This is a genomic window from Streptomyces sp. NPDC091271, assembly GCF_044757505.1.
Lineage (GTDB): Bacteria > Actinomycetota > Actinomycetes > Streptomycetales > Streptomycetaceae > Streptomyces.
This window is the reverse complement of the sequence record NZ_JBIVVD010000003.1, coordinates 289,646-313,959: the sequence shown is the minus strand read 5'-3', so window position 1 is coordinate 313,959 and position 24,314 is coordinate 289,646. Positions and strand designations below refer to the sequence as shown.

Annotated in this window: 20 protein-coding genes and 2 tRNA genes; 11 read left to right on the top strand and 11 right to left on the bottom strand. The window is 70.5% G+C overall.

All coding sequences use genetic code 11. The annotated features are described in order from the left end of the window. The first annotated feature begins 1 nt into the window (after position 1). From ACIQM3_RS13235 to ACIQM3_RS13225, 3 genes are all read left to right on the top strand, one after another. Positions 2 to 343 carry a hypothetical protein gene (locus tag ACIQM3_RS13235; protein WP_203186437.1) on the top strand — a complete coding sequence of 114 codons (342 nt, stop codon included), beginning with the start codon at positions 2 to 4 and terminating at the stop codon, positions 341 to 343. A 161-nt stretch (positions 344 to 504) separates the two neighbouring features. Then, entirely contained in the window at positions 505 to 1,200 is a 696-nt protein-coding gene (locus ACIQM3_RS13230) for a hypothetical protein (protein WP_401623129.1), read from the top strand. Beyond that, a tRNA-Lys gene (locus ACIQM3_RS13225) sits at positions 1,191 to 1,264 on the top strand. The genes ACIQM3_RS13230 and ACIQM3_RS13225 overlap by 10 nt, the downstream gene beginning before the upstream one ends. Before the next feature lie 57 nt (positions 1,265 to 1,321). On the opposite strand, the gene ACIQM3_RS13220 is transcribed toward ACIQM3_RS13225, so the two are convergent. Further along, entirely contained in the window at positions 1,322 to 2,563 is a 1,242-nt protein-coding gene (locus ACIQM3_RS13220; RefSeq protein ID WP_401623127.1) for a M6 family metalloprotease domain-containing protein, read from the bottom strand. 444 nt (positions 2,564 to 3,007) lie between these two features. Between ACIQM3_RS13220 and ACIQM3_RS13215 the strand changes: the two genes are divergently transcribed. Further along, positions 3,008 to 4,846 carry a putative bifunctional diguanylate cyclase/phosphodiesterase gene (locus tag ACIQM3_RS13215; protein ID WP_401623124.1) on the top strand — a complete coding sequence of 613 codons (1,839 nt, stop codon included), beginning with the start codon at positions 3,008 to 3,010 and terminating at the stop codon, positions 4,844 to 4,846. A gap of 5 nt (positions 4,847 to 4,851) precedes the next feature. Here the strand turns inward: ACIQM3_RS13215 and ACIQM3_RS13210 are convergent, their stop codons facing one another. Together ACIQM3_RS13210 and ACIQM3_RS13205 are read right to left on the bottom strand one after the other, a co-directional pair. Next, the gene (locus ACIQM3_RS13210) at positions 4,852 to 5,967 is read right to left on the bottom strand and encodes an LLM class flavin-dependent oxidoreductase (RefSeq protein ID WP_401623121.1); all 1,116 of its coding nucleotides are present in this window, start codon (positions 5,965 to 5,967) and stop codon (positions 4,852 to 4,854) included. A gap of 100 nt (positions 5,968 to 6,067) precedes the next feature. Then, positions 6,068 to 6,832, bottom strand: a complete 765-nt coding sequence (locus tag ACIQM3_RS13205; protein ID WP_401623118.1) for a decarboxylase — start codon at positions 6,830 to 6,832, stop codon at positions 6,068 to 6,070. A gap of 184 nt (positions 6,833 to 7,016) precedes the next feature. On the opposite strand from ACIQM3_RS13205, the gene ACIQM3_RS13200 reads away from it, so the two are divergent. From ACIQM3_RS13200 to ACIQM3_RS13175, 6 genes are all read left to right on the top strand, one after another. Next, positions 7,017 to 7,976 carry a D-2-hydroxyacid dehydrogenase gene (locus tag ACIQM3_RS13200; RefSeq protein ID WP_401623115.1) on the top strand — a complete coding sequence of 320 codons (960 nt, stop codon included), beginning with the start codon at positions 7,017 to 7,019 and terminating at the stop codon, positions 7,974 to 7,976. A 218-nt stretch (positions 7,977 to 8,194) separates the two neighbouring features. After that, the gene (ehuB, locus tag ACIQM3_RS13195; RefSeq protein WP_401623112.1) at positions 8,195 to 9,097 is read left to right on the top strand and encodes an ectoine/hydroxyectoine ABC transporter substrate-binding protein EhuB; all 903 of its coding nucleotides are present in this window, start codon (positions 8,195 to 8,197) and stop codon (positions 9,095 to 9,097) included. Between the two features lie 19 nt (positions 9,098 to 9,116). Beyond that, positions 9,117 to 9,851 carry an ectoine/hydroxyectoine ABC transporter permease subunit EhuC gene (ehuC, locus tag ACIQM3_RS13190; protein ID WP_401623109.1) on the top strand — a complete coding sequence of 245 codons (735 nt, stop codon included), beginning with the start codon at positions 9,117 to 9,119 and terminating at the stop codon, positions 9,849 to 9,851. Beyond that, positions 9,848 to 10,492, top strand: coding sequence for an ectoine/hydroxyectoine ABC transporter permease subunit EhuD (ehuD, locus tag ACIQM3_RS13185; RefSeq protein WP_401511845.1), 645 nt, complete (start codon positions 9,848 to 9,850; stop codon positions 10,490 to 10,492). Before ehuC ends, ehuD begins: the two co-directional genes overlap by 4 nt. Next, positions 10,482 to 11,324 (top strand): ectoine/hydroxyectoine ABC transporter ATP-binding protein EhuA, encoded by an 843-nt coding sequence (gene ehuA / locus ACIQM3_RS13180; RefSeq protein ID WP_401623105.1) that lies wholly within the window; start codon positions 10,482 to 10,484, stop codon positions 11,322 to 11,324. The genes ehuD and ehuA overlap by 11 nt, the downstream gene beginning before the upstream one ends. Before the next feature lie 176 nt (positions 11,325 to 11,500). After that, positions 11,501 to 12,259 carry an IclR family transcriptional regulator gene (locus tag ACIQM3_RS13175; protein WP_401623102.1) on the top strand — a complete coding sequence of 253 codons (759 nt, stop codon included), beginning with the start codon at positions 11,501 to 11,503 and terminating at the stop codon, positions 12,257 to 12,259. 64 nt (positions 12,260 to 12,323) lie between these two features. On the opposite strand, the gene ACIQM3_RS13170 is transcribed toward ACIQM3_RS13175, so the two are convergent. From ACIQM3_RS13170 to ACIQM3_RS13145, 6 genes are all read right to left on the bottom strand, one after another. Continuing rightward, positions 12,324 to 13,943 (bottom strand): glycoside hydrolase family 13 protein, encoded by a 1,620-nt coding sequence (locus ACIQM3_RS13170; RefSeq protein ID WP_401623100.1) that lies wholly within the window; start codon positions 13,941 to 13,943, stop codon positions 12,324 to 12,326. Between the two features lie 71 nt (positions 13,944 to 14,014). After that, complete coding sequence (locus ACIQM3_RS13165; protein WP_401623097.1) at positions 14,015 to 16,957, bottom strand: carbohydrate-binding protein; 2,943 nt, start codon at positions 16,955 to 16,957, stop codon at positions 14,015 to 14,017. A 31-nt stretch (positions 16,958 to 16,988) separates the two neighbouring features. Beyond that, complete coding sequence (locus ACIQM3_RS13160) at positions 16,989 to 17,876, bottom strand: carbohydrate ABC transporter permease (RefSeq protein WP_401623094.1); 888 nt, start codon at positions 17,874 to 17,876, stop codon at positions 16,989 to 16,991. A 14-nt stretch (positions 17,877 to 17,890) separates the two neighbouring features. Further along, positions 17,891 to 18,862: a carbohydrate ABC transporter permease gene (locus ACIQM3_RS13155; RefSeq protein ID WP_401623091.1), complete on the bottom strand. Its 972-nt coding sequence runs from the start codon at positions 18,860 to 18,862 to the stop codon at positions 17,891 to 17,893. A 1-nt stretch (position 18,863) separates the two neighbouring features. Next, complete coding sequence (locus ACIQM3_RS13150; protein WP_401623088.1) at positions 18,864 to 20,237, bottom strand: ABC transporter substrate-binding protein; 1,374 nt, start codon at positions 20,235 to 20,237, stop codon at positions 18,864 to 18,866. A 158-nt stretch (positions 20,238 to 20,395) separates the two neighbouring features. After that, positions 20,396 to 21,406 (bottom strand): LacI family DNA-binding transcriptional regulator, encoded by a 1,011-nt coding sequence (locus ACIQM3_RS13145; protein ID WP_401623085.1) that lies wholly within the window; start codon positions 21,404 to 21,406, stop codon positions 20,396 to 20,398. 189 nt (positions 21,407 to 21,595) lie between these two features. Between ACIQM3_RS13145 and ACIQM3_RS13140 the strand changes: the two genes are divergently transcribed. Further along, positions 21,596 to 21,669: transfer RNA gene (locus tag ACIQM3_RS13140), tRNA-Lys, on the top strand. A 64-nt stretch (positions 21,670 to 21,733) separates the two neighbouring features. On the opposite strand, the gene ACIQM3_RS13135 is transcribed toward ACIQM3_RS13140, so the two are convergent. Next, on the bottom strand, positions 21,734 to 22,324 hold the full coding sequence (locus ACIQM3_RS13135; protein WP_401623082.1) for a lytic polysaccharide monooxygenase: 591 nt from the start codon (positions 22,322 to 22,324) through the stop codon (positions 21,734 to 21,736). Positions 22,325 to 22,491: 167 nt separating this feature from the next. Continuing rightward, a complete protein-coding gene (locus ACIQM3_RS13130) occupies positions 22,492 to 24,300 on the bottom strand; it encodes an SPFH domain-containing protein (protein WP_401623080.1) in 1,809 nt (602 codons plus the stop codon). Between the last annotated feature and the right edge of the window lie 14 nt (positions 24,301 to 24,314).

Sequence of the window (24,314 nt, the reverse complement as noted above, 5' to 3'; positions counted from 1 at the left end):
CATGGCACAACCCGAGCGGAACGAGCGGCAGAGGCTGCGTCCGGCGCCGCTGCTCTTCGAGCCGTCGGAGGCGGCGGCGGATCCTGAGCACTTCTTCGACCTGGAGTCGATGGAGGACCCGAAGGAGCTGCTGGCCCGCGCGACGGAGCTGACGCTCGCCTTCCGGGCGGCGACCGACCGGGCCGTGGAGTTCCAGGCCGTGGCCGCCGCCCAGCTCGCGGACCCGCGACGGTTCGACCGGCTCACGGCCGCCGACATAGCCGAGCGCGCGGAGTGGACCGAGGACTACGCCAAGAAGATGATCGAGTTCGGCCGGTCCCTGCTCGACGACCCCGCGCCCTGACCCCGGGAGCCCACGGCGGCCCCTGACAGCGCACGACCGTCCGTCACTGCGGGTACACCCGTGGCATATGCCGTCGGGCAAGATACTCCGCCGGGGTCCGTCCTGTCCGGCTTTCGGCAACTCTGGGGAACAGGAGCGTCACGGCCGGTAGACATGTCGGCATGAGCGCATGGCTGAATGACGAAACGACCCTGCGGACCGCTGCCGCCCCGCGTGACGGTGTCGACATCTTCGCCCTGCTGCGGGACCGCGTGGACCGCCGGGCCGACGACAGGGCCGCCCAGGTCACGGCGTCCGGTGCCGCGTGGCTGGCGGGCGCTTCGGCCTACCCGCGCAGCACGCTCTCGCAGTGGGAGGCCCGCCCCTGCTCCCCCGGTGTGCTGCCGTGCGGCTCCTCGTTCGACGTCGTGAGCGTCCCCGCACTGTTCGGCAGGCGCATGCTGGAGCAGCTCTGGGCGGAGGGGCCGGGATCGGGCCCGGTCGCCACGCACCGGGGCCGGATGCTGCTGTTCGCCTCCCCCGGCACGGCCCAGCGGCTGCCGTCCCTGCTGGCCTGGGAGGAGTGGGGCACGGGTTCCGCCGACGGCCGCCGGCGGCAGGGCGCCCTGCCGCCGGTGCTCTGTCACGGCACGGGGGACGCGGTCACCGTTCCACCCCTGACCAGCGGCGCGGGCGCCGGCGGGCCCCGCTGGGTGGTCGCCCCGGACACCCGTAACCCCTGGCTCCCGGGACCGGACGTGCTGCTGTGGGCCTGTGTGAGGGTGGGCAGGTCGGCGGCCCCGTCGACCACCGGGAATTCGATTTTTCCTCCCGCCGATCCGGGTGCTAATGTCTACGACGTCAGCAGGCGCCGTTAGCTCAGTTGGTTAGAGCAGCTGACTCTTAATCAGCGGGTCCGGGGTTCGAGTCCCTGACGGCGCACCGACGGTAGAAGCCCCCTCGTGGAAGCGAGGGGGCTTCTTCGTGTGCCGGAGCGAGTCAGGTCCCGGTGGCGATCCGGACGGTCCAGGCGCCCGACCGGGTGCGGTCGGCGACGTCGATGCGGATGCGCTCGCCGGGCACGGTGTAGCGCTCGCCCTCCCGGAGCGGGGCGTCCGCGAGCGGTGGGTAGACCGACCGGTCCCAGCAGGCGTCGGAGCCGGGGTGGGTGTCCAGCACCTCGACCGGGCCGCCGCCGGACGGCGTGGCGTTGCGGATGCGGTAGACGAGCACGCCCTCGGTGCACGTCGTACGGTCGTTGCCCGTGGCGCTGCGGGCCTCGATGGCCAGTGCGCTGTCCGGGCCGGTCCTGACGACCGCGAGCCGGGTCCCGAGGGACGCGCCGCGCACGGGCACCTCGGCCATCGGTTCCAGGGTGAGGTCGGCGGCGCCCTGCACACACACGACCTCCTCGCCGTCCAGCCAGCCGAGCTTCCACTTGTGCCAGCCGAACAGGTCCGGTGAGAGTCCGAACTGGCTGCCCATCACGTCCCAGTCGCCGACGTAGGTGTCCCAGTCGCCCTTCCCGTCCTCCGGGCGGTGGTAGAGGTCCGCCAGGTCGAAGACGTGTCCGGTCTCGTGCGCGAGGACGTTCCGGTCCGGCGGGTGCTCCTCGAAGACGGTGACCACTCGCCTGATGTCCGTGCCGTCGGCGCGCACCGGACGGTCGAAGTTGACGACCTTGGTGGCGTCGGAGTCGACTCCCGGGGCGTCCGGGTCGGCGACGAGGTAGACGATGTCGTACGCGGAGAAGTCGGTCTCCTCGTCGGCGGCCTCGATCGCGTCACGCAGATAGGCGCTGCGGCGCTCGGAGCCCCAGTCGCGCTGTATGCCGTACCAGGTGGAGGGGTGGGGCATGGAGGTCCACCGCCGCTGCGGGTGGGCGCGCAGGGTGAATTTCCCGTACGAGGCGCGCTGGAAGAAGCGGGTGGTGGAGGGGAAGTAGTCGGCGGCGAGCACCTCGGGGGGCACGACGGGGTCGGAGTCGGGGAACGAGAGGAAGACCATGACCGCGTCGAGGCTGCGGTCGGGGCGCGAGTAGGCGCCGTTCCAGGTGTCGAGGCCGAGGGAGTGGTGCGCCCCGGTCCTCGGCAGGGCGCACGGTCCCGCGTCGCGCGAGGCCGCCACGGCGGGACCGGCGACGAGTCCGGTGGCGGCGAGCGCCAGGAGGGACGTGAGAGCAGCCGCCGCGCTGCGCAGCCTCGACCTCTCCGATCCCCCGGGTCTGCGCTGACGCGGCACATCTACCTCCGGGTGGCGAATGCGGGACTTCCCCTTCACCCTGTGCCGAGTCGGCGGCGTACGCCCTGTTGTGCTGCCCCACACGGGTTCACACGGGTTCACACGGGTCAGCGGAGGCCCCGGTGATCACCTGAAGGGCACACGATCACCCTTACGGACAGTCACATTTGCTCACTCCGAAATCCGAATCGTCCAGATCAGCACAAAAATGATCATCTACGGCCATCGCGCATGCGGGTGTCACGAGCGGGAGAGGCGTGAGGCAGGCGTGGGCCATGTGCGTGCCCCCTGTCCGAAACGGCGGGCGCGTTGGAACGGCCGGTGCGCCACCCTCTATGCTTCACCTCGTTTTCCTGCGTGGTTCCCGCCTCCGGCGCGGCGCTCCACTCCACGCAGCTGCCCGGCCACACCTGTTCACGACAATCTGCACAGCGGGAGCGAGCGGTGAGCGGAACCTCCGAAGGGCCGACGCCCCGGGCGGGCACGGCTCCCGGCGCCGGACGGTCAGAGGTCACACAGGGTGATCATTCGAGGCCGAACCTCTCCGAGCTGCGCGACTACCGCGCCGCGTTCGCGGCGTCCGACTTCCCGATGGCCGTGGTCGACCACCACGGCCTGATCGTCAGGCCCAACGACGCGCTGGGCGGGCTGCTCGGCGCCGCCCCCTCGTCCCTGACCGGGCAGACCGCGGCCGACCTCCTCGATCTCGGCTCGGACAGCCCCACCTGGCGGGCGTACACCGAGGTCCTGCGCGGCACCCGCCCCCGGCTCCGGTGCACCCGGCGGCTCAAGCACGCCGACGGCCGGCCCCTGTGGGCCGAGGTCACCGTCGTGCCGATGGGCGACCGGACCACCGGCGCCGGCCGTGTGCTGCTGTCGGTCGCCGACGTCAGTGACCGGCGCGAGATGCGGGAGCGGCTGCGCCATCTGCGGATACACGACCCCGTGACCCGGCTGCCCAACCGCACCCTGTTCTTCGAGCGGCTCGCGAGTGCGCTGGAGGCTCCGCCGCACCAGGACGGGTCGACGGCCCCGCACGGCCGGATCGGCCTCTGCTACCTGGACATCGACGGCTTCAAGGCGGTCAACGACACCCTGGGGCACCGCACCGGCGACCGTCTCCTCGCCGCCGTCGCCGGGCGGCTCACCGACTGCGCCGAGGCCGACGGCCGGCGCACCGGCGGTCATCTGGTGGCGCGCCTGGGTGGGGACGAGTTCGCGATCCTGGTCGAGGACTCGTCGGGTACGCAGCAGCTCACCGAACTCGCCCGCTCGGTGCTCTCCGCCCTCCAGCGGCCGTTCGAGGTCTCCGGGCACCGGCTGTCGGTCTCCGCGTCGATCGGGGTGGTGGAGCGGTCGTCGGCCGGCACCTCGGCCACCGCCCTGATGCAGGCCGCGGACACCACGCTGTACTGGGCGAAGGCCGACGGCCGGGCCCGCTGGACCCTCTTCGACCCCGAGCGCAACGCCCACCGGATGACCCGGCAGGCGCTCTCCTCCACGCTCCGCCCGGCCGTCGAGCGCGGGGAGTTCACCCTGGAGTACCAGCCGCTGGTCGGCATGGCGGACGAGGTCGTACGGGGTGTGGAGGCCCTGGTCCGGTGGAATCACCCGCGGTTCGGTCTGCTCGCGCCGAGCCGGTTCGTCCCGATCGCCGAGGAGGACGGCACGATCGTCCAGCTCGGCCGGTGGGTGCTGCGCACGGCCTGCCGTCAGGCCCGCCGCTGGCAGCTGGAGCACCCGGACGAGCCGCCGCTGTTCATCAGCGTCAACGTCGCCGTGCGCCAGGTCCGGGACTCCGACCTGGTGACCGATGTCGCGGAGATCCTCGCCGAGACCGGCCTCGAACCGGGGCTGCTGCAGCTGGAGCTGACCGAGTCCGCGGTGATGGGGTCGTCGGGCAGGCCGCTGCGGGTGCTCCAGGCGCTCAGCGACATGGGGGTCCGCATCGCGATCGACGACTTCGGCACCGGCTACTCCAACCTCGCCTATCTCAGCCGGCTGCCCGTGTCCGTACTGAAGCTGGACGGCTCCTTCGTACGCGGTTTCCGCTACGAGGACGGCGCGCACCCCAGCCCGGCCGACGAGACGATCGTCGAGGCCATGGTGCAGCTGGCGCACCGCCTGGGCCTGACGGTCACCGCGGAGTGCGTGGAGACCTCGGGCCAGGCGGAGCGGCTGCGCCGGATCGGCTGCGACACCGGGCAGGGGTGGCTGTACTCCCGTGCGGTGGCCCCGGAGCGGATCGCCGAGCTGATCGGCACGAGGCCACCGGAGAGCTGACCGGGTCAGCCGAGGCGGGGCAGCCCGTAGGCGTCCGCGATGAGTTCGTACGAGCGCAGCCGGGCCTCGCCGCCGTGTGCGTTGGCCGTGATCATCAGCTCGTCGGCACCGGTGCGCTTGGCGAGGTCGTCAAGGCCGCTGCGAACCTCGTCCGCCGTGCCGTGGACGATGTCCTTCAGCCAGCCGTCGACGAACTCGCGCTCCATGGGGCTGAAGTCGTACGCCTCGGCCTCTTCGGGGCTCGGCACGAGGCCCGGGCGCCCGGTGCGCAGCCGGACCATGGACAGGGCGCCGGTGAGCACCTGACGCCTGGCCTCGCGCTCGTCGTCGGCGGCCAGGGCCGCGACCCCGATGAGGGCGTAGGGGGCGTCGAGCACCGCGGAGGGCGTGAAGGACTCCCGGTACAGGTCCAGGGCCGGCACGGTGTTCCGGGACGAGAAGTGGTGGGCGAAGGCGAAGGGCAGGCCGAGCACGCCGGCCAGCCGGGCGCTGAAGCCGGAGGAGCCCAGCAGCCAGACGGGCGGGCGGCCCGGCGACTGCACGCCACCGGGCGAGGTGGCCTGCACGGGCCCGGGGACGGCGTGGATACGGGCGTAGGGGTGCCCGTCCGGGAAGTCGTCGTCCAGGAAGCGGGTCAGCTCGGCCAGCTGCTGCGGGAAGTCGTCGGCGCCCTCGTTCAGCCGGTCCGTGCGCCGCAGGGCGGCGGCGGTGGCGCCGTCCGTGCCGGGGGCCCGGCCGAGGCCGAGGTCGACACGGCCGGGGGCCATCGCCTCCAGCGTGCCGAACTGCTCGGCGATCACCAGCGGGGCGTGGTTGGGCAGCATCACCCCGCCGGAGCCGAGCCTGATGCGCTCGGTGTGGGCGGCCAGGTGCGCGAGGATCACGGCGGGGGACGAGGAGGCCACCCCGGGCATGGAGTGGTGCTCGGCGACCCAGTAGCGGTGGAAACCGCGGCTCTCGGCGAGCTTGGCGATCTCCACGCCGGTGCGCAGGGCCTGGGTCGCTGTGCGGCCCTGGCCCACGGTCACCAGGTCGAGCACGGAGAGGGGCACGGAGGCCGTACCGCCCGCTGTGCCGCGAATCCCGTCGCCTCGGTTCTCGTCGCCTCGGTTCTCGTCCACGTGTTCGGCCTCTCCGGTGCTACGTCTGTGTACCGGAGGGTGCCAACAGGAGGATGGCTCCGCTTATTCCCGACCGCTCCCCGGACCTGGGGCGGGACGCCTACTCCCGGACCTCGATGCCCCGGGGCTCCGAGGCGCCCAGCGGGGGCTCCCGGGTGGCGAACAGGGTGCCGAGCGTGGGGGCCCAGATCCGGCGTTCGGCCAGCCGGAGTCCTTCCCAGACCGCCACCTGGTTGGCGGTGAGGACCGGCTTGCCGAGGAGTTCCTCCAGTTCGGGGACGTACGCGGCGGTGTGCAGGGCGTTGTCGGGGAGCAGGACCACCTCGGCGTCCGGGTGGTCGCCGGCCACGGCCAGCTCCTTCACGAGCTCCATGTCCGCGTCGGCCGCCGCGGACGCCGTGACGATGCCGCCGCCCCGGGTCGAGGTCACCTCGACGCCCCCGGACCCCAGGAAGCCCGCGAAGAGCGCGGCGACGTCATCGGAGTAGGTCGCTGCGACCGCGACCCGGGTGGCCCCCAGCTCGCGTACCGCCTGGACGAAGGCGATGGACGTGCTGGACGCGGGGAGCCCGGCGGCCCTGGCCAGGTCCGCGGCCTGTTCGTGCGCCCCGGCCCAGCCGTAGGCGAAACTGCCGCCCGAGCAGGCCCAGACCAGCGACTCGGCGCCGGCCAGCCGCAGTTCCTCGACGCCGGCGCTCAGGCGCTCGGCCGAGCCCGCCGCTCGGAGGTTGTCGGCCCTGCGGACGTCCTCGTCGATGTCGGTATGGAAGAGCGGCACTCTGATGTCGCTGTCGAGCATGACCTCGATCCGCGGGAAGTCGTCCTCCGCGGCGTGGCCCGGGTAGAGAAGTCCTACGGTCGTCATGTCCACCCTTCCCGTGCGTCCGGATGTCCTGTCGGCACTCGTAACCACCGCTGCCCCTGCCTGGGACAAGTATTCCCCTTTTCACCCCATACCGCCGCCCGCAACCGGGGTGACCAGCGGTTTCTCCTCGTAGGCGGATGCCCTGTTGACGGGCGTGTTCCCCGGTGCGAGCGTGGTCATTCCGATGACCACTCCCGTGATCCTCGTCCTGGACACCGACCCGTCACCGCGCCTGGGCCGGCTGACCGGCCGGGCCGTCGTCCGGTACGCCGACGAGCGGACGCTGGCCGCCCGGCTGCCCGACGCGGATGTGCTGCTCGTCTGGGACTTCACCTCCGACGCCGTCCGCGAGGCCTGGCCGGGCGACGGGCCACGCCCCCGCTGGGTGCATACCGCGAGCGCCGGTGTCGACCGGCTGCTCTGCCCCGAGCTGGCCGCCTCCCCCACCGTCGTCACCAACGCCCGAGGCGTCTTCGAGCTGCCCATCGCCGAGTACGTCGCGGGGCTGGTGCTCGCCTTCGCGAAGGACCTGCCCCGCACGCTGGAGCTCCAGCGGCAGCGCCGTTGGCGCCACCGGGAGACCAGGGGACTCGCCGGCAGCCGCGCCGTGGTCGTCGGTGCCGGCCCCGTCGGCCGGGAGATCATGCGGCTGCTGCACGGCCTCGGCGTCCAGGTGGCGCTCGTCGGCCGGACGGGCCGGCGCACGATCCACGGCGCCGAGGATCTGGGCCGGCTGGCGGCCGGCGCGGACTGGGTGATCTGCGCGGCCCCGCTGACGGACGAGACGCGCGGGATGTTCGACGCCCGCTTCTTCGGACTGCTCCAGCCCTCCGCCCACTTCATCAACGTGGGGCGCGGCCCGATGACCGTCGAGGAGGATCTCGCCGACGCGCTGCGGAAGCACTGGATCGCGGGCGCGGCGCTCGATGTGTTCCACGAGGAGCCGCTGGCTCCGTCCAGCCCGCTGTGGGACGTGCCCGGGCTGCTGGTCTCCCCGCACATGAGCGGCGACACCGCCGGCTGGCGGGACCGGCTGGGCGAGCAGTTCGTCTCGATGTACGAGGGCTGGGTGGCCGGTGAGCCGCTCCCCAACGTGGTGGACATGGTGCGTGGTTACGTACCTTCTCCGGACATCCACGCCTGACGGTCCGGAGTGACGGGCAGTCATGAACCCGCTTGCGGCGGGGAATACGCCCCGCACACCCGTCGTCGCCCTCCGCCCATGACGAGACACGGGAAGGTCACCCTCCGGCCACTGTTCGGTTACATGGCAGCGCTTGCTGCATAGACGTCCGGGAGCGGGAAGGTGCTCACCCTGTCCGGACTGTTCGACACCCCGATTTCTCCAGGAGATTGCGAACCATGGCTGACTTCCCTCACCTGTCCCGTCGGGGCTTCCTCAATCGAACGGCAGCTGTGGGAGGTCTGATCGTCGTTCCCGGCCTGCTCTCCGCGTGCAGCAAGACCGACGCCGGCGCCACGGACGGTGAGGGCGCGCTCGACAAGCTCCGCAAGCAGGGCTTCGTCAGGGTCGCGTACGCCAACGAGGCCCCCTACGGCTACATGGAGGGCAAGCAGCTCAAGGGTGAGGCCCCCACGCTGCACCGGGAGATATTCAAGGCGCTCGGCGTGGACGAGCTGAAGCCCACCCTCTCGGAGTGGGACGGCCTCATCCCCGGTCTCCAGGCGGGCAAGTACGACGTCGTCAGCGCGGGCATGGCCATCACCCCCGAGCGCTGCGCCAACGCCCTGTTCTCCGAACCGGAGTTCATCTCCCCCACCGCCCTGATGGTGAAGAAGGGCAACCCGAAGAAGCTCACCGACCTGGCGTCCGCGAAGGCGGCCGGAGTCACCGTCGGCGTGATGTCCGGTGCTGTCGAGGCCTCGTACGCCGAGGGTGCGGGCATCGCCGAGGGGAAGATCAAGACCCTGCAGAAGCCGCAGGACGGCGCGGACGCCGTCAAGGGCGGCCGGATCGACGCCTTCCTGCTCACCGGCATCTCGCTGCGCTGGCTCGCCAAGACCAACCCGGACACCGAGGTCACCGAGGCCTTCGTCCCCGAGCTGGACGGCACGAAGCAGTTCTCGCCGGGCGGCGCGGTGTTCCGCAAGGGCAACGAGGATCTGCGGGACTCCTTCAACCGCGAGCTCAAGAAGATCGTCTCGGACAAGTCACGCTACGTGGAGCTCCTCCAGGAGTACGGCTTCGGCGCCACGGAGATTCCGCCGGCCACGCTCAAGACGGCCGACCTGTGCAAGGGCTGACGAGGACGGACCCCAGCGTATGAGTGACTTCCTCTCCATACTCGGCGAAGAGTTTCCCCAGGTCAGGTCGGGCCTGTGGGTGACGCTCGAGGCGACGGTCCTGGGCTCCCTGCTCGCCCTGCTGCTGTCGTTCGTCCTCGGCCTCGCCGCGGGCAGCAAGCTGCTGCTGGTGCGCGGGGTCTCCCGGACCGTCGTGGAGTTCTTCCGCGGCACCTCGCTCTACATCCAGCTGTTCTGGCTCTACTACGCGATGCCGCCCCTCACGGGTTACGAACTCACCCCGCTGGTCTGCGGAGTGGTCGCCTTCGGGCTGAACTACGGGGCGTACGGCTCCGAGATCGTGCGCGGCGCGATCAACTCCGTGCCACGCGCGCAGTACGAGGCGGCGGTGGCGCTGAACATGACGCCCTTCCACCGCATGCGGAAGGTGATCATGCCGCAGGCCTGGGTGCAGATGATCCCGTCCTTCACCAACCTGCTGATCCAGCTGCTGAAGTGCACGCCCCTGCTGTGGCTGCTCTCCGCGGCGGATCTGATGACCGCGATCGAACACGTCCGCAGCCGGAGCGGTGAGAGCCTCCTCACCTATCTGCTGCTGTTGGCCGTCTACTTCGTTCTCGCCTACGCGCTGACGCTGCTGATGAACATGCTGGAGCGCACCGCCAAGCGGCGGCTGGGACTGCACACCGGTGCGGGCAGCCTGCTCAGGACACGCACGGCGGAAGCCGCCGCCACAGCGGGAGGTGCCCGGTGAACCAGTCGTTCCGGTGGGATGCCGTCGGGGACGCCTTTCCCCTGCTGCTCGAAGGATTCAGGGTCACGCTGCTCGCGACCGTGCTCGGCACGCTCGTGGCGGCGGTCCTGGGGCTGGCCGTCGCCGTGGCCGGGCGGGCACCGTCCCGTTTCGTGACCGTGCCGGTGAAGGCGCTGACGGAGTTCGTCCGCTCGACCCCGCTGCTGGTCCAGCTGGTGGGCGCGGCAGCCGTCTTCAGCTCCGTGGAGCCGCTGACCATCGGCATCGTCGTGCTGGGCATCCACTACGCCGCGTACACCTCGGAGGTCTACCGGGCCGGGATCGACGGTGTGCCCAAGGGGCAGTGGGAGGCCTGCCGGGCGCTCTCCATGTCGCCGCGGCGGACCTGGCAGGCCGTGATCCTGCCGCAGGCGGTGCGCAACGTGCTGCCCGCGCTCGGCAACTACGCGATCTCGATGTTCAAGGAGACCCCCTTCCTCGCCGTGATCACGGTGCAGGAAATGGTCTTCGAAGCCCGGAAGTACGGAGCCGACCACTTCGTGTACACCGAGGTGTTCACGCTCGCCGGACTGGTCTTCCTGGTCGCGAGCTACCCCACCTCACTGCTCATGAGAAAGCTGGAGAAGCGCCTTGGCCACTGAATCCGCACCTCTCGAAAAGGAACCCGGGCCCGCGGACACGGCTCCGGACGCCCCGCTGACCGGCGTCGAGCCGCTGGTCCGCTTCGACAAGGTCGTGAAGCGGTACGGCGACCATGTGGTCCTGGACGAGCTGGACTTCACCGTGCGGCGTGGCGAGCACGTCACGCTGATCGGACCGAGCGGCTCGGGAAAGACGACCATCCTGCGGCTCCTGATGACGCTGGAGAAGGTCAGCGACGGCGTGATCTGGGTGGACGGCTCGCCGCTCTCGCACGTGCGGACGCCTTCCGGCTCGCTGAAGCCCGCCGGTGAGAAGCAGCTACGGGAGTCCCGGAAGAAGATCGGGATGGTCTTCCAGCAGTTCAATCTCTTCCCGAACATGAAGGTGCTCCAGAACATCACCGAGGCGCCCGTCAACGTCCTCGGCATGGACAAGGACGAGGCGGAGGCCCGGGCCCGGGAGCTGCTCGACCTGGTCGGGCTCTCCGGCAAGATCGACGCCCATCCCTCCCAGCTCTCCGGCGGCCAGCAGCAGCGCGTCGCCATCGCCCGCGCGCTGGCGATGCGGCCGGAGATCCTGCTGCTCGACGAGGTGACGTCGGCCCTGGACCCGGAGCTGGTGGCGGGCGTGCTGGAGCTCCTCGGTGACATCGCGAGGAACACCAACATCACGATGCTCTGTGTGACCCACGAGATGAACTTCGCCCGGGACGTGTCCGAAAAGGTCCTGATGTTCGACGCGGGACGGGTCGTGGAGTCCGGTACGCCGGAAAAAATATTCACCGACCCCGAACACGAACGCACGCGCGAATTCCTCAACGCGGTGCTGTGACCTTGCCTTTGGCATAACGACCGTGACCTTGGCATATGCCGAGCGGGTGCGCCCCAGCTGACACAGCCGGGGCGCACCATCAACTCCTCGACAGCCCCTCCCCAACGGCCTGTTGACGACTATCGTGGGTCGTGAGCTTGCGGTCACAACCTGGCAGATGCCCTGGAGGGGGAACCGTGGCGTTGAAGCCCGAGCCGAAGGCGCCGTTCCATTCGGTGCAGTACGCCCTTCGGGTCCTCGAGTCCGTGTCCACCCACGGCAGCGGGGTGACCGAGGCACGGCTCTCCCGGGAGACGGGGCTGCCGACGGGGCATCTCACGCCGCTCCTGCTGACGCTGCGCCGCGAGGGATACGTCGAGCAGGTCGCCGACGGCGCGTACATCATCGGGTCCTCGCTCCTGGAGCTCGGCTCCGGAGCCGCCCGCAGGCGGGCCCTGGAGGCGAAGCTCCAGCAGACCCTCGTGCAGCTGCGCGACTCGGTCGGTGCGGCCGTCTATGTCAGCCGCTACGTCGACGGGGAGATCCGCGTCACGCAGATGGCCGACGGGCCCCGCACGCCCGCCGTCAACGAGTGGGTCGACTTCCGCTCGGCGGCGCACGCCAGCGCGATCGGCAAGTGTCTGCTGACGCAGCTCGACCAGAACGGCCGGCGCGACCATCTGTCCCGGCACCGGATCGCACGGCTGACGTCGCGGACGATCACGAACGAGAAGGTGCTCTTCTCCAAGCTGGACAGCCAGCCGGCGACGGTCCCGGTGCTCGACCTCCAGGAGTACGCCGTGGGCACGGTGTGCGCGGCCGTTCCGCTGACGGCGGGGTCGTCGGCCGGGTGCCTGGCGCTCTCCCTGCCGATCGAGCACGCGCACCGGCTGCGGGCCGCGGCCGCCACGCTGAACCGGCGCGCGGCACCGGTTCTGCTGTCGCTGGCCCTCTAGCCCCGTCGGGTGAGGCGTTCCGGGAGCCCGGAACGCCTCGTTCCCGATCGAGGAGGGCCCTCGTTCAGAGGTGCAGCCATACCGCCGTGTCCGGTGGCACCGTGCCGTCCGGGAGCGGGCCGCTGGCGAGCAAGACCTGCGCACCCTCGGGTAGCGGGACCGCCGTCGCCGATGCGTTGAGCAGGCAGCGGAAGCCGTCCTGCCGGTCGAAGCACACCGTTCCGGGCCCCGCGTCCACCCAGGCCAGTGACTCCGGCAGGCCGGTCAGGCGGTCCCTGCGCAGTGCCAGCGCGGAGCGGTAGAGGCTGAGGAAGGACTCCGGATCGTCGTGCTGCGACGCCACGCTCAGTCCGGACCAGGCCGCCGGCTGCGGAAGCCAGGGGGCGGCGCCGGACGTCTCGGGTGAGAAGCCCAGCGAGGCCCCGGACCCGCTCCACGGCATCGGCACCCGGCACCCGTCCCGCCCCCGGTCCGAGCCGCCCGACCGTACGAAGGTGGGGTCCTGGAGCAGTTCGTCGGGCAGGTCCTGCACCTCCGGCAGGCCCAGTTCGTCGCCCTGGTACACGTACACCCCGCCCGGCAGGGACAGCGTCAGCAGCGCCGCGGCCCGGGCCCGTCGGCGGCCGAGTACCAGGTCGCTCGGGTCGAGCAGCCGTTTGTCGCCCATGTCGAACGAGGTGTCCTCCCGTCCGTACCGCGTGACGTGGCGGATCGTGTCGTGGTTGGAGAGCACCCAGGTGGGCGGCGCCCCCACCGGCGCGTGCCCGGCGAAGGTCTCCTCGATGACACGGCGCAGCGCGTCGGCGTCCCACGCGCAGCACAGGAAGTCGAAGTTGAACGCCGAGTGCAGCTCGTCGGGCCGCAGATAGCGCGCCGACTGCTCGGGGGTCGGCAGCCAGACCTCCCCGACGAACGTGCGGTCGCCCTCGTAACTGTCGAGGATCTTGCGCCAGGAGCGGTAGATGTCGTGCACCGCGTCGCAGTCCTGGTAGGGCAGATCCGTGACGTCCGGGTCCGGGCCGACATCGGGCAGGCCGGGCTTCTTCGCCAGGCCGTGGGCGACGTCGATGCGGAAACCGTCGACGCCCCGGTCCAGCCAGAAACGCAGGACGTCCTCGAACTCGGCGCGCACCTCGGGGTGCTCCCAGTTCAGGTCGGGCTGCTCGGGCGCGAACATATGGAGGTACCAGGGCCCGGCGCTGCCGTCGGCCTCGGTCACCCGGGTCCACGCGCTGCCGCCGAAGTACGAGGTCCAGTCGTTGGGCGGCAGCTCGCCGCCCTCTCCCCTTCCGGGGACGAACCAGAAGCGTTCGCGCTCCGCGGATCCGGGCCCCGCGGCGAGAGCGTCGCGGAACCAGATGTGCTGGTCCGAGCAGTGGTTGGGCACCAGGTCGATCAGGACCCGCAGTCCGTGCTCGTGCGCCTCGGTGATGAGCCGCTCGGCCTCGGCGAGGGTGCCGAACAGCGGGTCGATGTCGCGGTAGTCAGCGACGTCGTATCCGCCGTCGGCCATCGGCGAGGTGTACCAGGGGTTGAACCACAGGGCGTCGACGCCGAGCTCCCGCAGGTACGGGAGGCGGCTGCGGACTCCGGCGAGGTCGCCGGTGCCGTCCCCGTCACCGTCCGCGAAACTGCGTACATAGATCTGGTAGATCGCGGCGTGCCGCCACCAGTGGGTGGTCACTGAGACTCCTTGCTCGGTATATATGAGGTGGCGCGGGCCCGCAGGTCAGGGGCGGGCCCGCACCGTTCGGGCTACCAGCCGGTGTTGCCGGTGCCCCGGGTGATCGTGAAGCCACCCGCGCTGGAGAGTCCGCCCGCGGCGGCGCCGGCGACGGTGACGCCGGAGAAGGTCCCCGCGCCCGCGGAGTTGATCTCGATGCCGTACGAACCGGCCTTGTCGATCCTCAGTCCGTCGACGGTGAGCGCGCCGACGTTCTTCTGCCAGGAGATGAGCAGCCCGCTGTAGGTGCTGTCGAGGATCTCGTTGTCCTTGACCAGGACGGGCGCGGTGATGTCGGAGGAGTCGGCGTAGATCCACAGGGCGCCGAGCTTGCTCTGCCAGTTGGGCTCGTATCCGCCCGTACGGGTCAGGGTGTTGCGCTGCACGGACGTCGTCCCGCTGAAGGGCACGGGGGCGAAGCGACTGCTGATGGCGATGCCGGATGAGCCGGTGACCGTGTCGGCGAGGAGGTTGTCCTCGACCCGGTTGCCGTGGCCGCCGTAGATGCCGACGGTGTTCGCGAGCATCGGGAGCTGCACCGTGTTGAAGCGGAACACGCTGTCGGTGACGGCCTGGGCCTCGGAGAACATGGCGAGCCCGTCGTCCCCGGTGTTGCGGACACTGCTGTGGGAGACCTCGGTCGCCTTGGTGCCCTTGTGGAGGTTGACGCCGTCCGCGAAGGTGTCGCGGATGCGGAGCCCGGAGGCGTACAGGCCGTTGGTCGGTGCGTCGATCCAGAGACCGACCTTGGTGTGCTGGATCCAGAGGTTCGTCAGGGTGGATCCGTTGCCGAAGTCGCCCTCGACCGCGGCGTCGAAGTTGGCGTCGTCGCGGTAGGAGACGTCTCCGGCGATCATCAGGTCCTGGACGTTGCTGGTGCCGCCGCGTCCGAAGAGCCCGCCCTTGCCGTTCTTGCCGCGCAGCACGGTGTGCCACTGACCGGCCCCGCGCAGGTCGGCCCCCGCCAGGTCGACGTGGCCGGAGATGTCGTACGTACCGGCGGGCAGCCAGAGTCCCTTGCCCTGCGAGGTGGCGTTCGTGAGCGCCGAGTTGAGGGCCCCGGTGTCGTCGGTCGAGTCGTTCGGGGTGACGCCGAGCGTGGTCGCGGAGACGAAACCGGTGGACGGCATGGCCAGGGCGCCGGGCGCGGTCTCGGTCTCGACGAGGTCCAGGGTGTAGGAGGCGGCGGTGTCGCCGGCGTCCTTCTGGAACTTCAGGACCGTTCCGGCCGGGAGCCCGGCGGTCAGCAGGGTGCGGGTCTCGTCGAAGAAGTGGTGGCCCGAGCCCTGGGAGGGGTCGTTGTTGTACGGGTAACCGCCGTACACCCAGCTGTACTTGGAGCTCAGGGGCAGGTCGCGGAGCTGGGTACCGTCGGCGTAGACGCTGAGCGTGGTGTCGATGCCGGTGCCCGCGGTGTTGTCCGGGACGGAGTAGCGCAGGGTCAGGGCGTTGGCGGGCTTGGTCAGCGTGAACTGCACGTACTCGCCGGTGGCGTCCAGGACGACGGCCTTGCGGCCGGACGCCTCGGACGGGACGGTGAGGTAGGTGCGGTCGGGGCCGATGGTGGTGGCGTTGGTGCTGCCGCTCTCCGCCTCGTACGTGGTGTACGGGAGGGTGGCGCCCCGGGTGCTGCCGGCCGTGGAGCCGGTGACCCCGATGCCGTCGAGCTGGAGGGTCCCGTTGTCCCCGGCGGCGGTACGCAGGGTGACGTGGTTGAGCGCGGCGCGCAGGGGGACGTCGGTCGCGGCGCTCTTCCAGGCGCCGCCGGTGCCGGGCAGGGTCACGCGGCGGACCGTGGTGCCGTTGGCGAGCAGGGTGACGGTGGACGCGTCGGCGCCCGGGGTGCGGTAGCGCACGGTCACGGGGTACGTCGCCGCGCCGGGGGCGTTCACCGCGAAGACGGCACGGGCACCGGTGGCGGTGAAGCCGGAGAGGTAGGCGCTGCCCTCGTAGCCGGTGGCGGTGGTGGCCTTCGCCGGGCCGCCGGAGACGAAGGCGTCCTCGGCCTGGTGGGTCAGGGTGACGGGGACCGGGTCCGTGGGCCCGGTGGGGGTGGCCGGGGTGAGGCTGTCGATGTTGACGTTGCCGCTGTCGGCGGTGGTGAACGTCCAGGCGACGGTGTTGGCGCCCTTCGCGTACGTCACCGCCTCCTCCTGCGTGGCCCAGGTGTCCCAGTTCGCGGTCGCCGGCAGGCTCACCTGGCGAACCTTCGCCCCGTTCACGTACAGGCTCAGCGTCATCGTGGCGCCGGTCCCGTTCGCGTACCGCACGGAGACCGAACCGGCCCCGGTCTCGGCGGAGTTCACACCGAAGGACACGGAGGCGGAACCCTTGTTGGCGTCGGTGAAACCGCCTGCGAAGCCCGCGCCGGTGTAGCCGCTGTGGTCGGAGGCCGCGACGGCGCCGCCGGACAGCTGGGCGGACTCGGCTTCGAGGCTGCCGGCGGGCGTCGGTGCTCCCGTACCGGTGGAGGTGGCCGCGGTGGCGTTGTCGATGTTGACGTTGCCGCTGTCGGCGGTGGTGAACGTCCAGGCGACGGTGTTGGCGCCCTTCGCGTACGTCACCGTCTCCTGGTGCGTGGCCCAGGTGTCCCAGTTCGCGGTCGCCGGCAGGCTCACCTGGCGGACCTTCGCCCCGTTCACGTACAGGCTCAGCGTCATCGTGGCGCCGGTCCCGTTCGCGTACCGCACGGAGACGGAACCGCTGCCCGCCGCCTCCGCCGTCATGCCGAAGGACACGGAAGCACTGCCCTTGTTGGCGTCGGTGAAGCCGCCGACGAAGCCGGTCCCGGTGTAGCCCCTGTGCTCGGTGGAGACGGCGGCTCCGCCCGAGAGCCGGGCGGACTCGGCTTCCAGGGTGGTGGTGGCCGCCTGTGCCGACGCCGTCCCGTACAGGACGGTGCCGAGCAGGGACAGAAGGACGGGATAGGTGAACCGCGCGGCGGCTCGGGAGCGCGTTCTTGGTGCAGGAGACACGACTGTGTGTCCTTCCCTTGGGGGTGGTGGGTCAGCCCTTGAGGCTGCCCGCGGTGAGACCCGCGATGATGTGGCGCTGGAAGATCAGGAAGAGGACGAGCAGGGGGATGCTCGCCATGACCATCCCGGCCAACAGCTGGTTGGCCGGCATGAACTCCGAGAGCCGGTTGAGCGCGACGGTGATGGGCTGCTTCGCCTCGTCCGGGAGGACGAGCATCGGCCAGAGGAAGTCCTTCCAGACCCCGACGACCGCGAAGATGGAGACGACGGCCAGCACCGGCCGGGAGAGCGGCAGGACGACCGAGATCAGGACCCTGAGCGTGCCGGCACCGTCGATCCGTGCGGAGTCGAGGAGTTCGGCGGGAATCTGGTCGAAGAACCGCTTGAGGATGAAGATGTTGAAGGCGTTGGCCGCGGCGGGCAGCCAGATGGCGAACGGCGTGTTGATCAGGTTGACGTGGAAGAGCGGCACGTCGACCACGGCCAGATACGTCGGTACGAGCAGCGCCGACACGGGGAGCATCAGGGTCGCCAGCATCATGCCGAGGACGACGTTGCCGAGCACGGGCCGGAGCTTGGACAGGGCGTACGCGGCGGACACGTCGACCAGCAGCTGCGTCAGCCAGGCCCCGGAGGCCAGCAGCAGTGTGTTGAGGAAGAACTGGCCGAGGCCGACGTTCGTCCACGCGTCCACGTAGCTCTCGGGGTGCCAGCTCTCGGGGAACAGGCTGAGGCTCTGGCCGGCGAGCTCGGACGACGACTTCACCGCTCCCGTCGTCATCCAGTAGAGCGGGAAGACGAAGGCGATGGTGAAGCCGGTCAGAGTGGCGACGAGCACGAAGCGGTAGAGGAACCGGCCGGTGCGCCGGGTCATCTCGGCGGGCGCGATCAGTGTGCGTACGGGGGTTTCGGCAGCCATGGCAGCAGTTCCTCTCAGCCCTTGCTCCGGGTCAGGCGCAGATAGACGACGGAGAAGAGGCCGAGCACCACGAAGAGCAGCGTGCTCATGGCGCTGGCCAGGCCGAAGTCGTTGTAGACGAAGGCGTAGCGGTAGAGGAGCAGGAGCACGGTGACGGTCGCGTCGTCGGGCCCGCCGCCGGTGAGGACGAACGGTTCGACGAAGACCTGCATGGTGCCGATGACCTGGAGCAGCAGCGTGATCATCAGGATGAAGCGCATCTGCGGGATGGTGACGTGCCACAGCCTCTGCCGGATCGACGCGCCGTCGAGCTCGGCCGCCTCGTACAGCTCGCCGGGGATGCCGCCGAGCGCCGCCATGTAGATCAGGGTGGTGGTGCCCATGTTGGCCCAGGTGGAGACGAGGACCAGGGACACCATCGCGAGGTTCTCCGACTCCAGCCACTGCTGGGCCGGCAGGTGGAAGACCTCCAGCGCGTTGTTGAACAGGCCGGGGCCCGGGTCGTAGAACTGCCGCCACAGCAGCATGGTGACGATCGGCGGCAGCATGACCGGCAGGTAGACGGTCATGCGCAGGTACGAGCGCCCGTGCCGCAGCTCGTTCAGGATGACCGCGGTGGCGAACGGGGCGGCGAATCCGAACACGAGGGCGAGCAGCGTGAAGTAGCCGGTGTTCTGCCAGGCGGTCAGGAACAGCGGGTCGTCGAACAGGCGCCGGAAGTTGTCCAGGCCCACCCACCGGGCCGGTTCGGCGAAGGTGACCTGCTGGAAGCCGAGCAGGGCACCTCGCACGATCGGGTACCAGGAGAAGAGGGCGAAGCAGAGGACTCCCGCGGCGAGGAAGAGGTAGGCGACCAGGTTCTCGCGCAGGGCACGGCGCAGCCGGGGGTTCCCGGTTGTGGTCCCGGCCCGGGGCGAGGGCGGGGGGTCTTCGCCTTCCGTGGTCTTCTCACCCGCGTCGGAGAGCGGTTGGAGGGACACCGTCATGTCACTTCACCGAGGCGAGGACGGTGTCGGCCTTCTTGGCGGCCTCGGCGAGCAGTGCGTCGATGTCCGCGTCCTCCTTGGTCAGCACGGACTGCATGACACCGTCGAGGATCGTGTAGAGCTGCTGGGCGTTGGGCGGCTCGACCTTGGTCTCCACCTTGGCGTTCCGCTCGATGAACGGCTGGTAGTTCCCGACCGGGGTGTTGGCGTACTGCTCGTGGATCCTGTCGATCTCCGCCTGCGCGTCGCCCGCGAAGAGCCGGGGCTGCGGCAGTCCGATCGGCACACCCGTCTTCTTGGACCTCTTGCTGTCGAACGCCTCGCGTTCGGGACTCCGCAGGTACTTCCACTGGACCCACTGCAGTCCGGCCTTGATCTTCTCCGGGGAGGCCTTCGGGTTGAACATGAATCCGTCGCCGCCGCCGAGGGTCGCCGTGCCGGGGAGCGCGGCCAGGCCGTACTCCTCGTACTGGCGCTCGAACTGCTTGACGATGGTGGGGATGTTGTCGGGGCCGGCCATGTACATCCCGAGCTTGCCGGAGCCCATCATCTTCTGGACGTCGGCTATCTCGAGGAGCTGGCGGGTGCCCATGCTCCTGTCGGTCCATCGCATGTCGTGCAGGGCATCGAGCGCCTTGCGGCCCGCCTCGCTGTCGAAGGCGGCCTTCCAGCGGCCGTCCTGCTTCGTGGCCACCTCCCCGCCCATGGAGTAGATCCACGAAGTAAGGTGCCAGCCGCCCTGGTTGTTCTTGCTGTAGTCGGCGTAGCCGACCGTGCCGTCACCGAGCGCGCTGATCTTCTTCGCGGCGGTGCGGACCTCTTCCCAGGTGGCCGGCGGCTTGTCGGGGTCGAGACCGGCCTTGGCGAACAGATCGCGGTTGTAGAGCAGGCCCATCGAGTAGTTGCCGGTGGGCAGGCCGTACGTCTTGCCCTCGGCGTCCTTGAAGACCTTCATCAGGGCCGGGTCGATGTCCTCGAAGTACGGCACGTCGCCGACGTACTTGCTGATGTCGGCCGCCTGACGGCGCTGGATCAGTCCGGCAGGGTCGGTGAAGTAGACGTAGTACACGTCCTCCAGCTGGCCGCCCGCGAGCTTGGCCGCGAAGGTCTTCGGGTCCATCTGGCCCTCGCGGGCGTCGATCCTGATCTTCGGGTGGCTCTTCTCGAAGGCCTTGACGTCCTCCATGAAGTTCTGGCGGTCGAGGGCCTGCGTCTTGGCGGGCATGCCGTTCACGCTGATCGTGACCACGCCGTTCTTGTCCACCCCGGACGGCGAGGAGCCGGAGCCCCCGCACGCAGTGAGGGCGAGGGAGAGGGCGACCGCTGTCGCCGAACCGAGAACCTGACGTCTGCTGATGCCGGGCATGCCAACCATGGGAATCGTGCCTTCCTGAAGGTCCGCCACGGGGATGTCGGACCCCGCGCACTGAGCTGCGCCGAAGGTAGAAGCCGGTTACGCAAGAAGTCAATGCATCTACGCAAGAAAGTAATCTCGGCGGCTTGTGCAAGAAACACGACACCCGCCCCGGACCCTCAGTGCGGCCGGGCGGCGGTCGATCCCCGGACGATCAGCTCCGTGTCGAACATCATCAGTTCGTTTGCACCCGCGTGGCCGTCGATCTGCGCCGCCAGTGAGGCCACGACAGCCGAGGCCATCGCCTGGATCGGCTGCCGGGCGGTGGTCAGCGGCGGGTCCGTGGCCACCATGAACGGCGAGTCGTCGAACCCGACCACCGAAAGGTCACGCGGCACGGACACCCCTTGCCGACGGGCCCCCCGGACAGCGCCGAGCGCCAGTGCGTCGCTGGCGCAAACGATTCCGGTGACCCCTTCCGCCAGGAGCCGCGGCAGCGCGGTGGCACCGCCCTCCATCGTGAAGAGCGCGTGCGCCACCAGCCGCCGCCAGTCGTCCGGGGCCGTACCGCGGCGCGCGCAGAAGGCGGCGAAGCCGGCTAGCTTCCGGGCGGAGGGGACGTGCCCCACCGGGCCGAGGATCATGCCGATCCGCTCGTGCCCCAGTGCCGAGAGGTGCGTCAGCGCCTGGTCGGCCGCCAGCGCGTCGTCCACCCTGACCTGGGCGACGCCAGTGTTCTCGTCGGCTGCGTTGAGGAGCACCATCGGGACCCTGCGTTCGCGCAGCGCACGGCCGTGTTCGGGACCGGCGTCGGCGTAACTGGCACCGATGAAGACGATGCCGCCGATGTTCTGGCGCAGAAGCATCTCGATGTAGTGGGCCTCGGAGACGCCGTCGGCCGTTCTGGTGCAGAGCACGGGTATGAGGCCGCGCTTGTTGAGCAGCCCGCACAGGGCCTCGGCGAACGCGGAGAAGATCGGGTTCTGCAGGTCGGGCACGACCAGGCCGATGAGCGCGGCCCGCTCGGCCCGGTAGCGGCTCGGCCGCTCGATCCCGCAGACGTCCAGTGCGCTCAGCACCGCCTCACGGGTCGTGCTCGCCACATCGGGGCTGCCGTTGAGCACACGGCTGACCGTCGCCTCGCTGACACCCGCGTACTCGGCCACCTGAGAGAGTCGTCGTTTCGTCACGGAGCTCACCCTACAAAGAGCTACGCAAAAATAAAGATCACTTACGAAAGAAAATGACTTTCACTCCGGAGCGGCCGCCCCTCCTCGTCGGAGAGGACCACGGGGCGGCGTGCGGGGAGGGTCACACGGAGGCGTGCGGAAGGTGTCATCAGCACCCCCGAGGACCAGGTATTATTTTCGAGTCACCAGGCGCCGTTAGCTCAGTTGGTTAGAGCAGCTGACTCTTAATCAGCGGGTCCGGGGTTCGAGTCCCTGACGGCGCACAGACACCACAGTGGGCGGTCTCCTTCCGGGGAGACCGCCCACTGTGCTTTGTGCCGTTCCGGATCAGAACTTCACGTCGGAGCACGCGTAGAACGCGTTGCTGGTGTCGGCGACGTTCCAGACGGCCAGGATGACGTGCTTCCCGGACTTCTGGGTGGGCATCGTGCCCTGGTGCGTCAGCGTCGCCGGCGGCTGCTGGTTGCCGTACGGCACCGTCATGAAGGGCTGCGATTCCAGGGCCGCTCTGGTCAGCGGTTTCGTGGAGTCCCAGCCGTTCTTGGTGATGTAGTAGCGGAAGTCGCTGGTGGAGTGCCGGGCGGTGAACTGCCAGCGGAAGCTGTAGCCCTGCCCCGCGGTGACCTGGGTGGCGGGCCAGTTGCCGCCGCGCGGGTCGTCGAGCTGGGCGAAACTGCTGTTCCCGCCGGCACAGATCTTGCCGTCCGCCGGTCCTGCCGCCGGGAAGCCCTTGGGGCCCTCGACGCTCTGCGGTTCCCACTGGATGTTGCCGCAGCCGGTGACGGTGCCGTTGGCGCAGAGCTTCTGCCGGCTGATGGGGGAATCCGTGTAGCCATGGCTGCTGGCACTGCTGGTCGCGAACATGGAGACGCCCGCTATCGCCAGGCCGATGACGGCCGCGCTTGCCCTTTTCCGCATGCTGTGTCGCTCCTCGAGAACGTGGGGGATGTTCTGGGGATGATCCGAACTGTGCTGCGCGCCTCGCTGTGCGGTCTAGACCAAGTCCAGATTATTGACACGGCATGAACATGTCCAGACCAATGTGGATCGGGTTTCCGCGCGCCCTCCGGCGCAGGCGGAGGCGGTCAGGCCCCCTCACCGCCGCCGCGACCGGTGTAGAAGGCCACCGTCAGATCCCTGACCAGGGCCTTGTGCTCGTAGGCGTCGAGCTCGACGATGCCGCGCGCGGTCAGCCGGCCGACCGTGTCGTCCACCGCGTCGACGACGGAGGTCAGCACCTCGTCCCGGTGCTTCGCGTCGATGGCCGCCACCCGGCACCGCTGCATCGCCGCCGCGACCTCGGGGGCGTACTCGATCCCGGTGGGCTGCGCGGAGTAGACCTCGATGCCCACGGGCACGCAGTCCGCCTTCAGCATGCGGGTCAGCGCGTCACCCACCGCCTCCGCGTCGCGCAGGGTGCGGGTGTTGTCCTCGTGGAAGGCGTCGGCGGGGAGCTGCGAGAGGACCCGGGCCAGCGCCGCCTCCACCTGGTCGCGCAGGTACCGCTCGTGGTCCGCGACCCCGAGCGTGGCCCGCGCGGTGTCCCTCACCCGCCATACGACGAGGACCACGGCCCGCAGCGCCGTGCCGCTCGCGTCCACGGCGGACAGCGGCTCGCTGCGCCAGTGCCTCAGGCGTACGTCGATCCGGCGGCGCCGCAGGATCGGCGAGATCCAGAGGAGGCCGGTGCGCCGGACGCTGCCCCGGTAGTCGCCGAAGAGCGTCAGCACCGAGGCGTGTCCGGACCGGCCCCGGCCGAGACCGCAGAGCGCGAACAGTGCCACCGCCACCACGAGGGCGAGCAGCGCCCAGGTCCCGGTGCCGATGCCGTCGTACGGCCGTGCCCCGAGGCCGAGCCGGCCGGTCACGGCTGTGGGCAGCGCGCCGTGCCACCACAGCGCGGCCAGTCCGGCAGCCGCCCCGGCCGTCGCGGTGAACAGCGCGGCCCAGCCCGGCAGTACGGGCCCGGGCCGCTCGGTGAGCCGGGGGTCGGCGAGGGGTGCGGGCCGGGTGGGCACCGGCGTCCGGCGGGACCGCGGCAGGGGTGCACGGCGCACGTCGGACCGCCGCGCGGTGCCGGTCCCCGCACCGGCGGGTCTGTCGCCCTGGTCGTCGTCGCGGAAGAGCAGGTGTACGGGGATGGGCGCGGTGGTCTCGGTGGTGATGACGGGCTGCCGGCGCCCGGCCCCCCACCAGGCGACCGGGTCCGCGGCACCGACGGTGAGCGTGACCGGGGCACCCTCTCCGCCGGCCGGCCGGAACCGGCCGGGCTCGGGCTTCCGGAGATCCGGCGGCCGCTCCCCCTCGCCGGCGTCCTGGTCCGCCGGGGCGGGCGCCGTCCCGGAGTCCGCCCCGACGACCGCTTCCGGGACGGGCGGCAGAAGACACGTCTCCGGCTCCGCCCCCAAGGGCTCGGAGTCACGCGCCGGCTCGGAGCCGAGCCACGGCTCCAGGTCGAGGTCCAGGTCGAAGCCCAGGTCCCTCGGACCGGACGCCGTCTCCGGCTCCGTCTCCGGCTCCGTCTCCGGCTCCGGCTCCGGCTCCATATCCAGCCCCAGCCCCAGGTCCAGGTCCGGGTCCAGGTCCAGGTCCGCCGGAACACCCCCGCCGTCCGCCGGTACCGCCCGGCCCACCACGGCGACGGCGTCCAGGGCCGGCCCCAGGTCCGCCGGGATGTCGTCCTCCAGCGCCGCCGGCACGTCCACCGCAGGAGCCGCGGCCGCGTGCGCCCCGTCCCCGGCCGGCTCGGCCGACGGCTCCGGAACCGCCACCGGCAGCACCTCGACAGGCCCCTCTCCCTGCGCGTCCCCCACGCCGGGACCGGGCACGATCACCCGCGTCTCCCGCTCGCCCAGCTCGTCCCACTCGCCCCGTACGTTCTCCGTTGACCGCATTCCCGCCTCCGTCA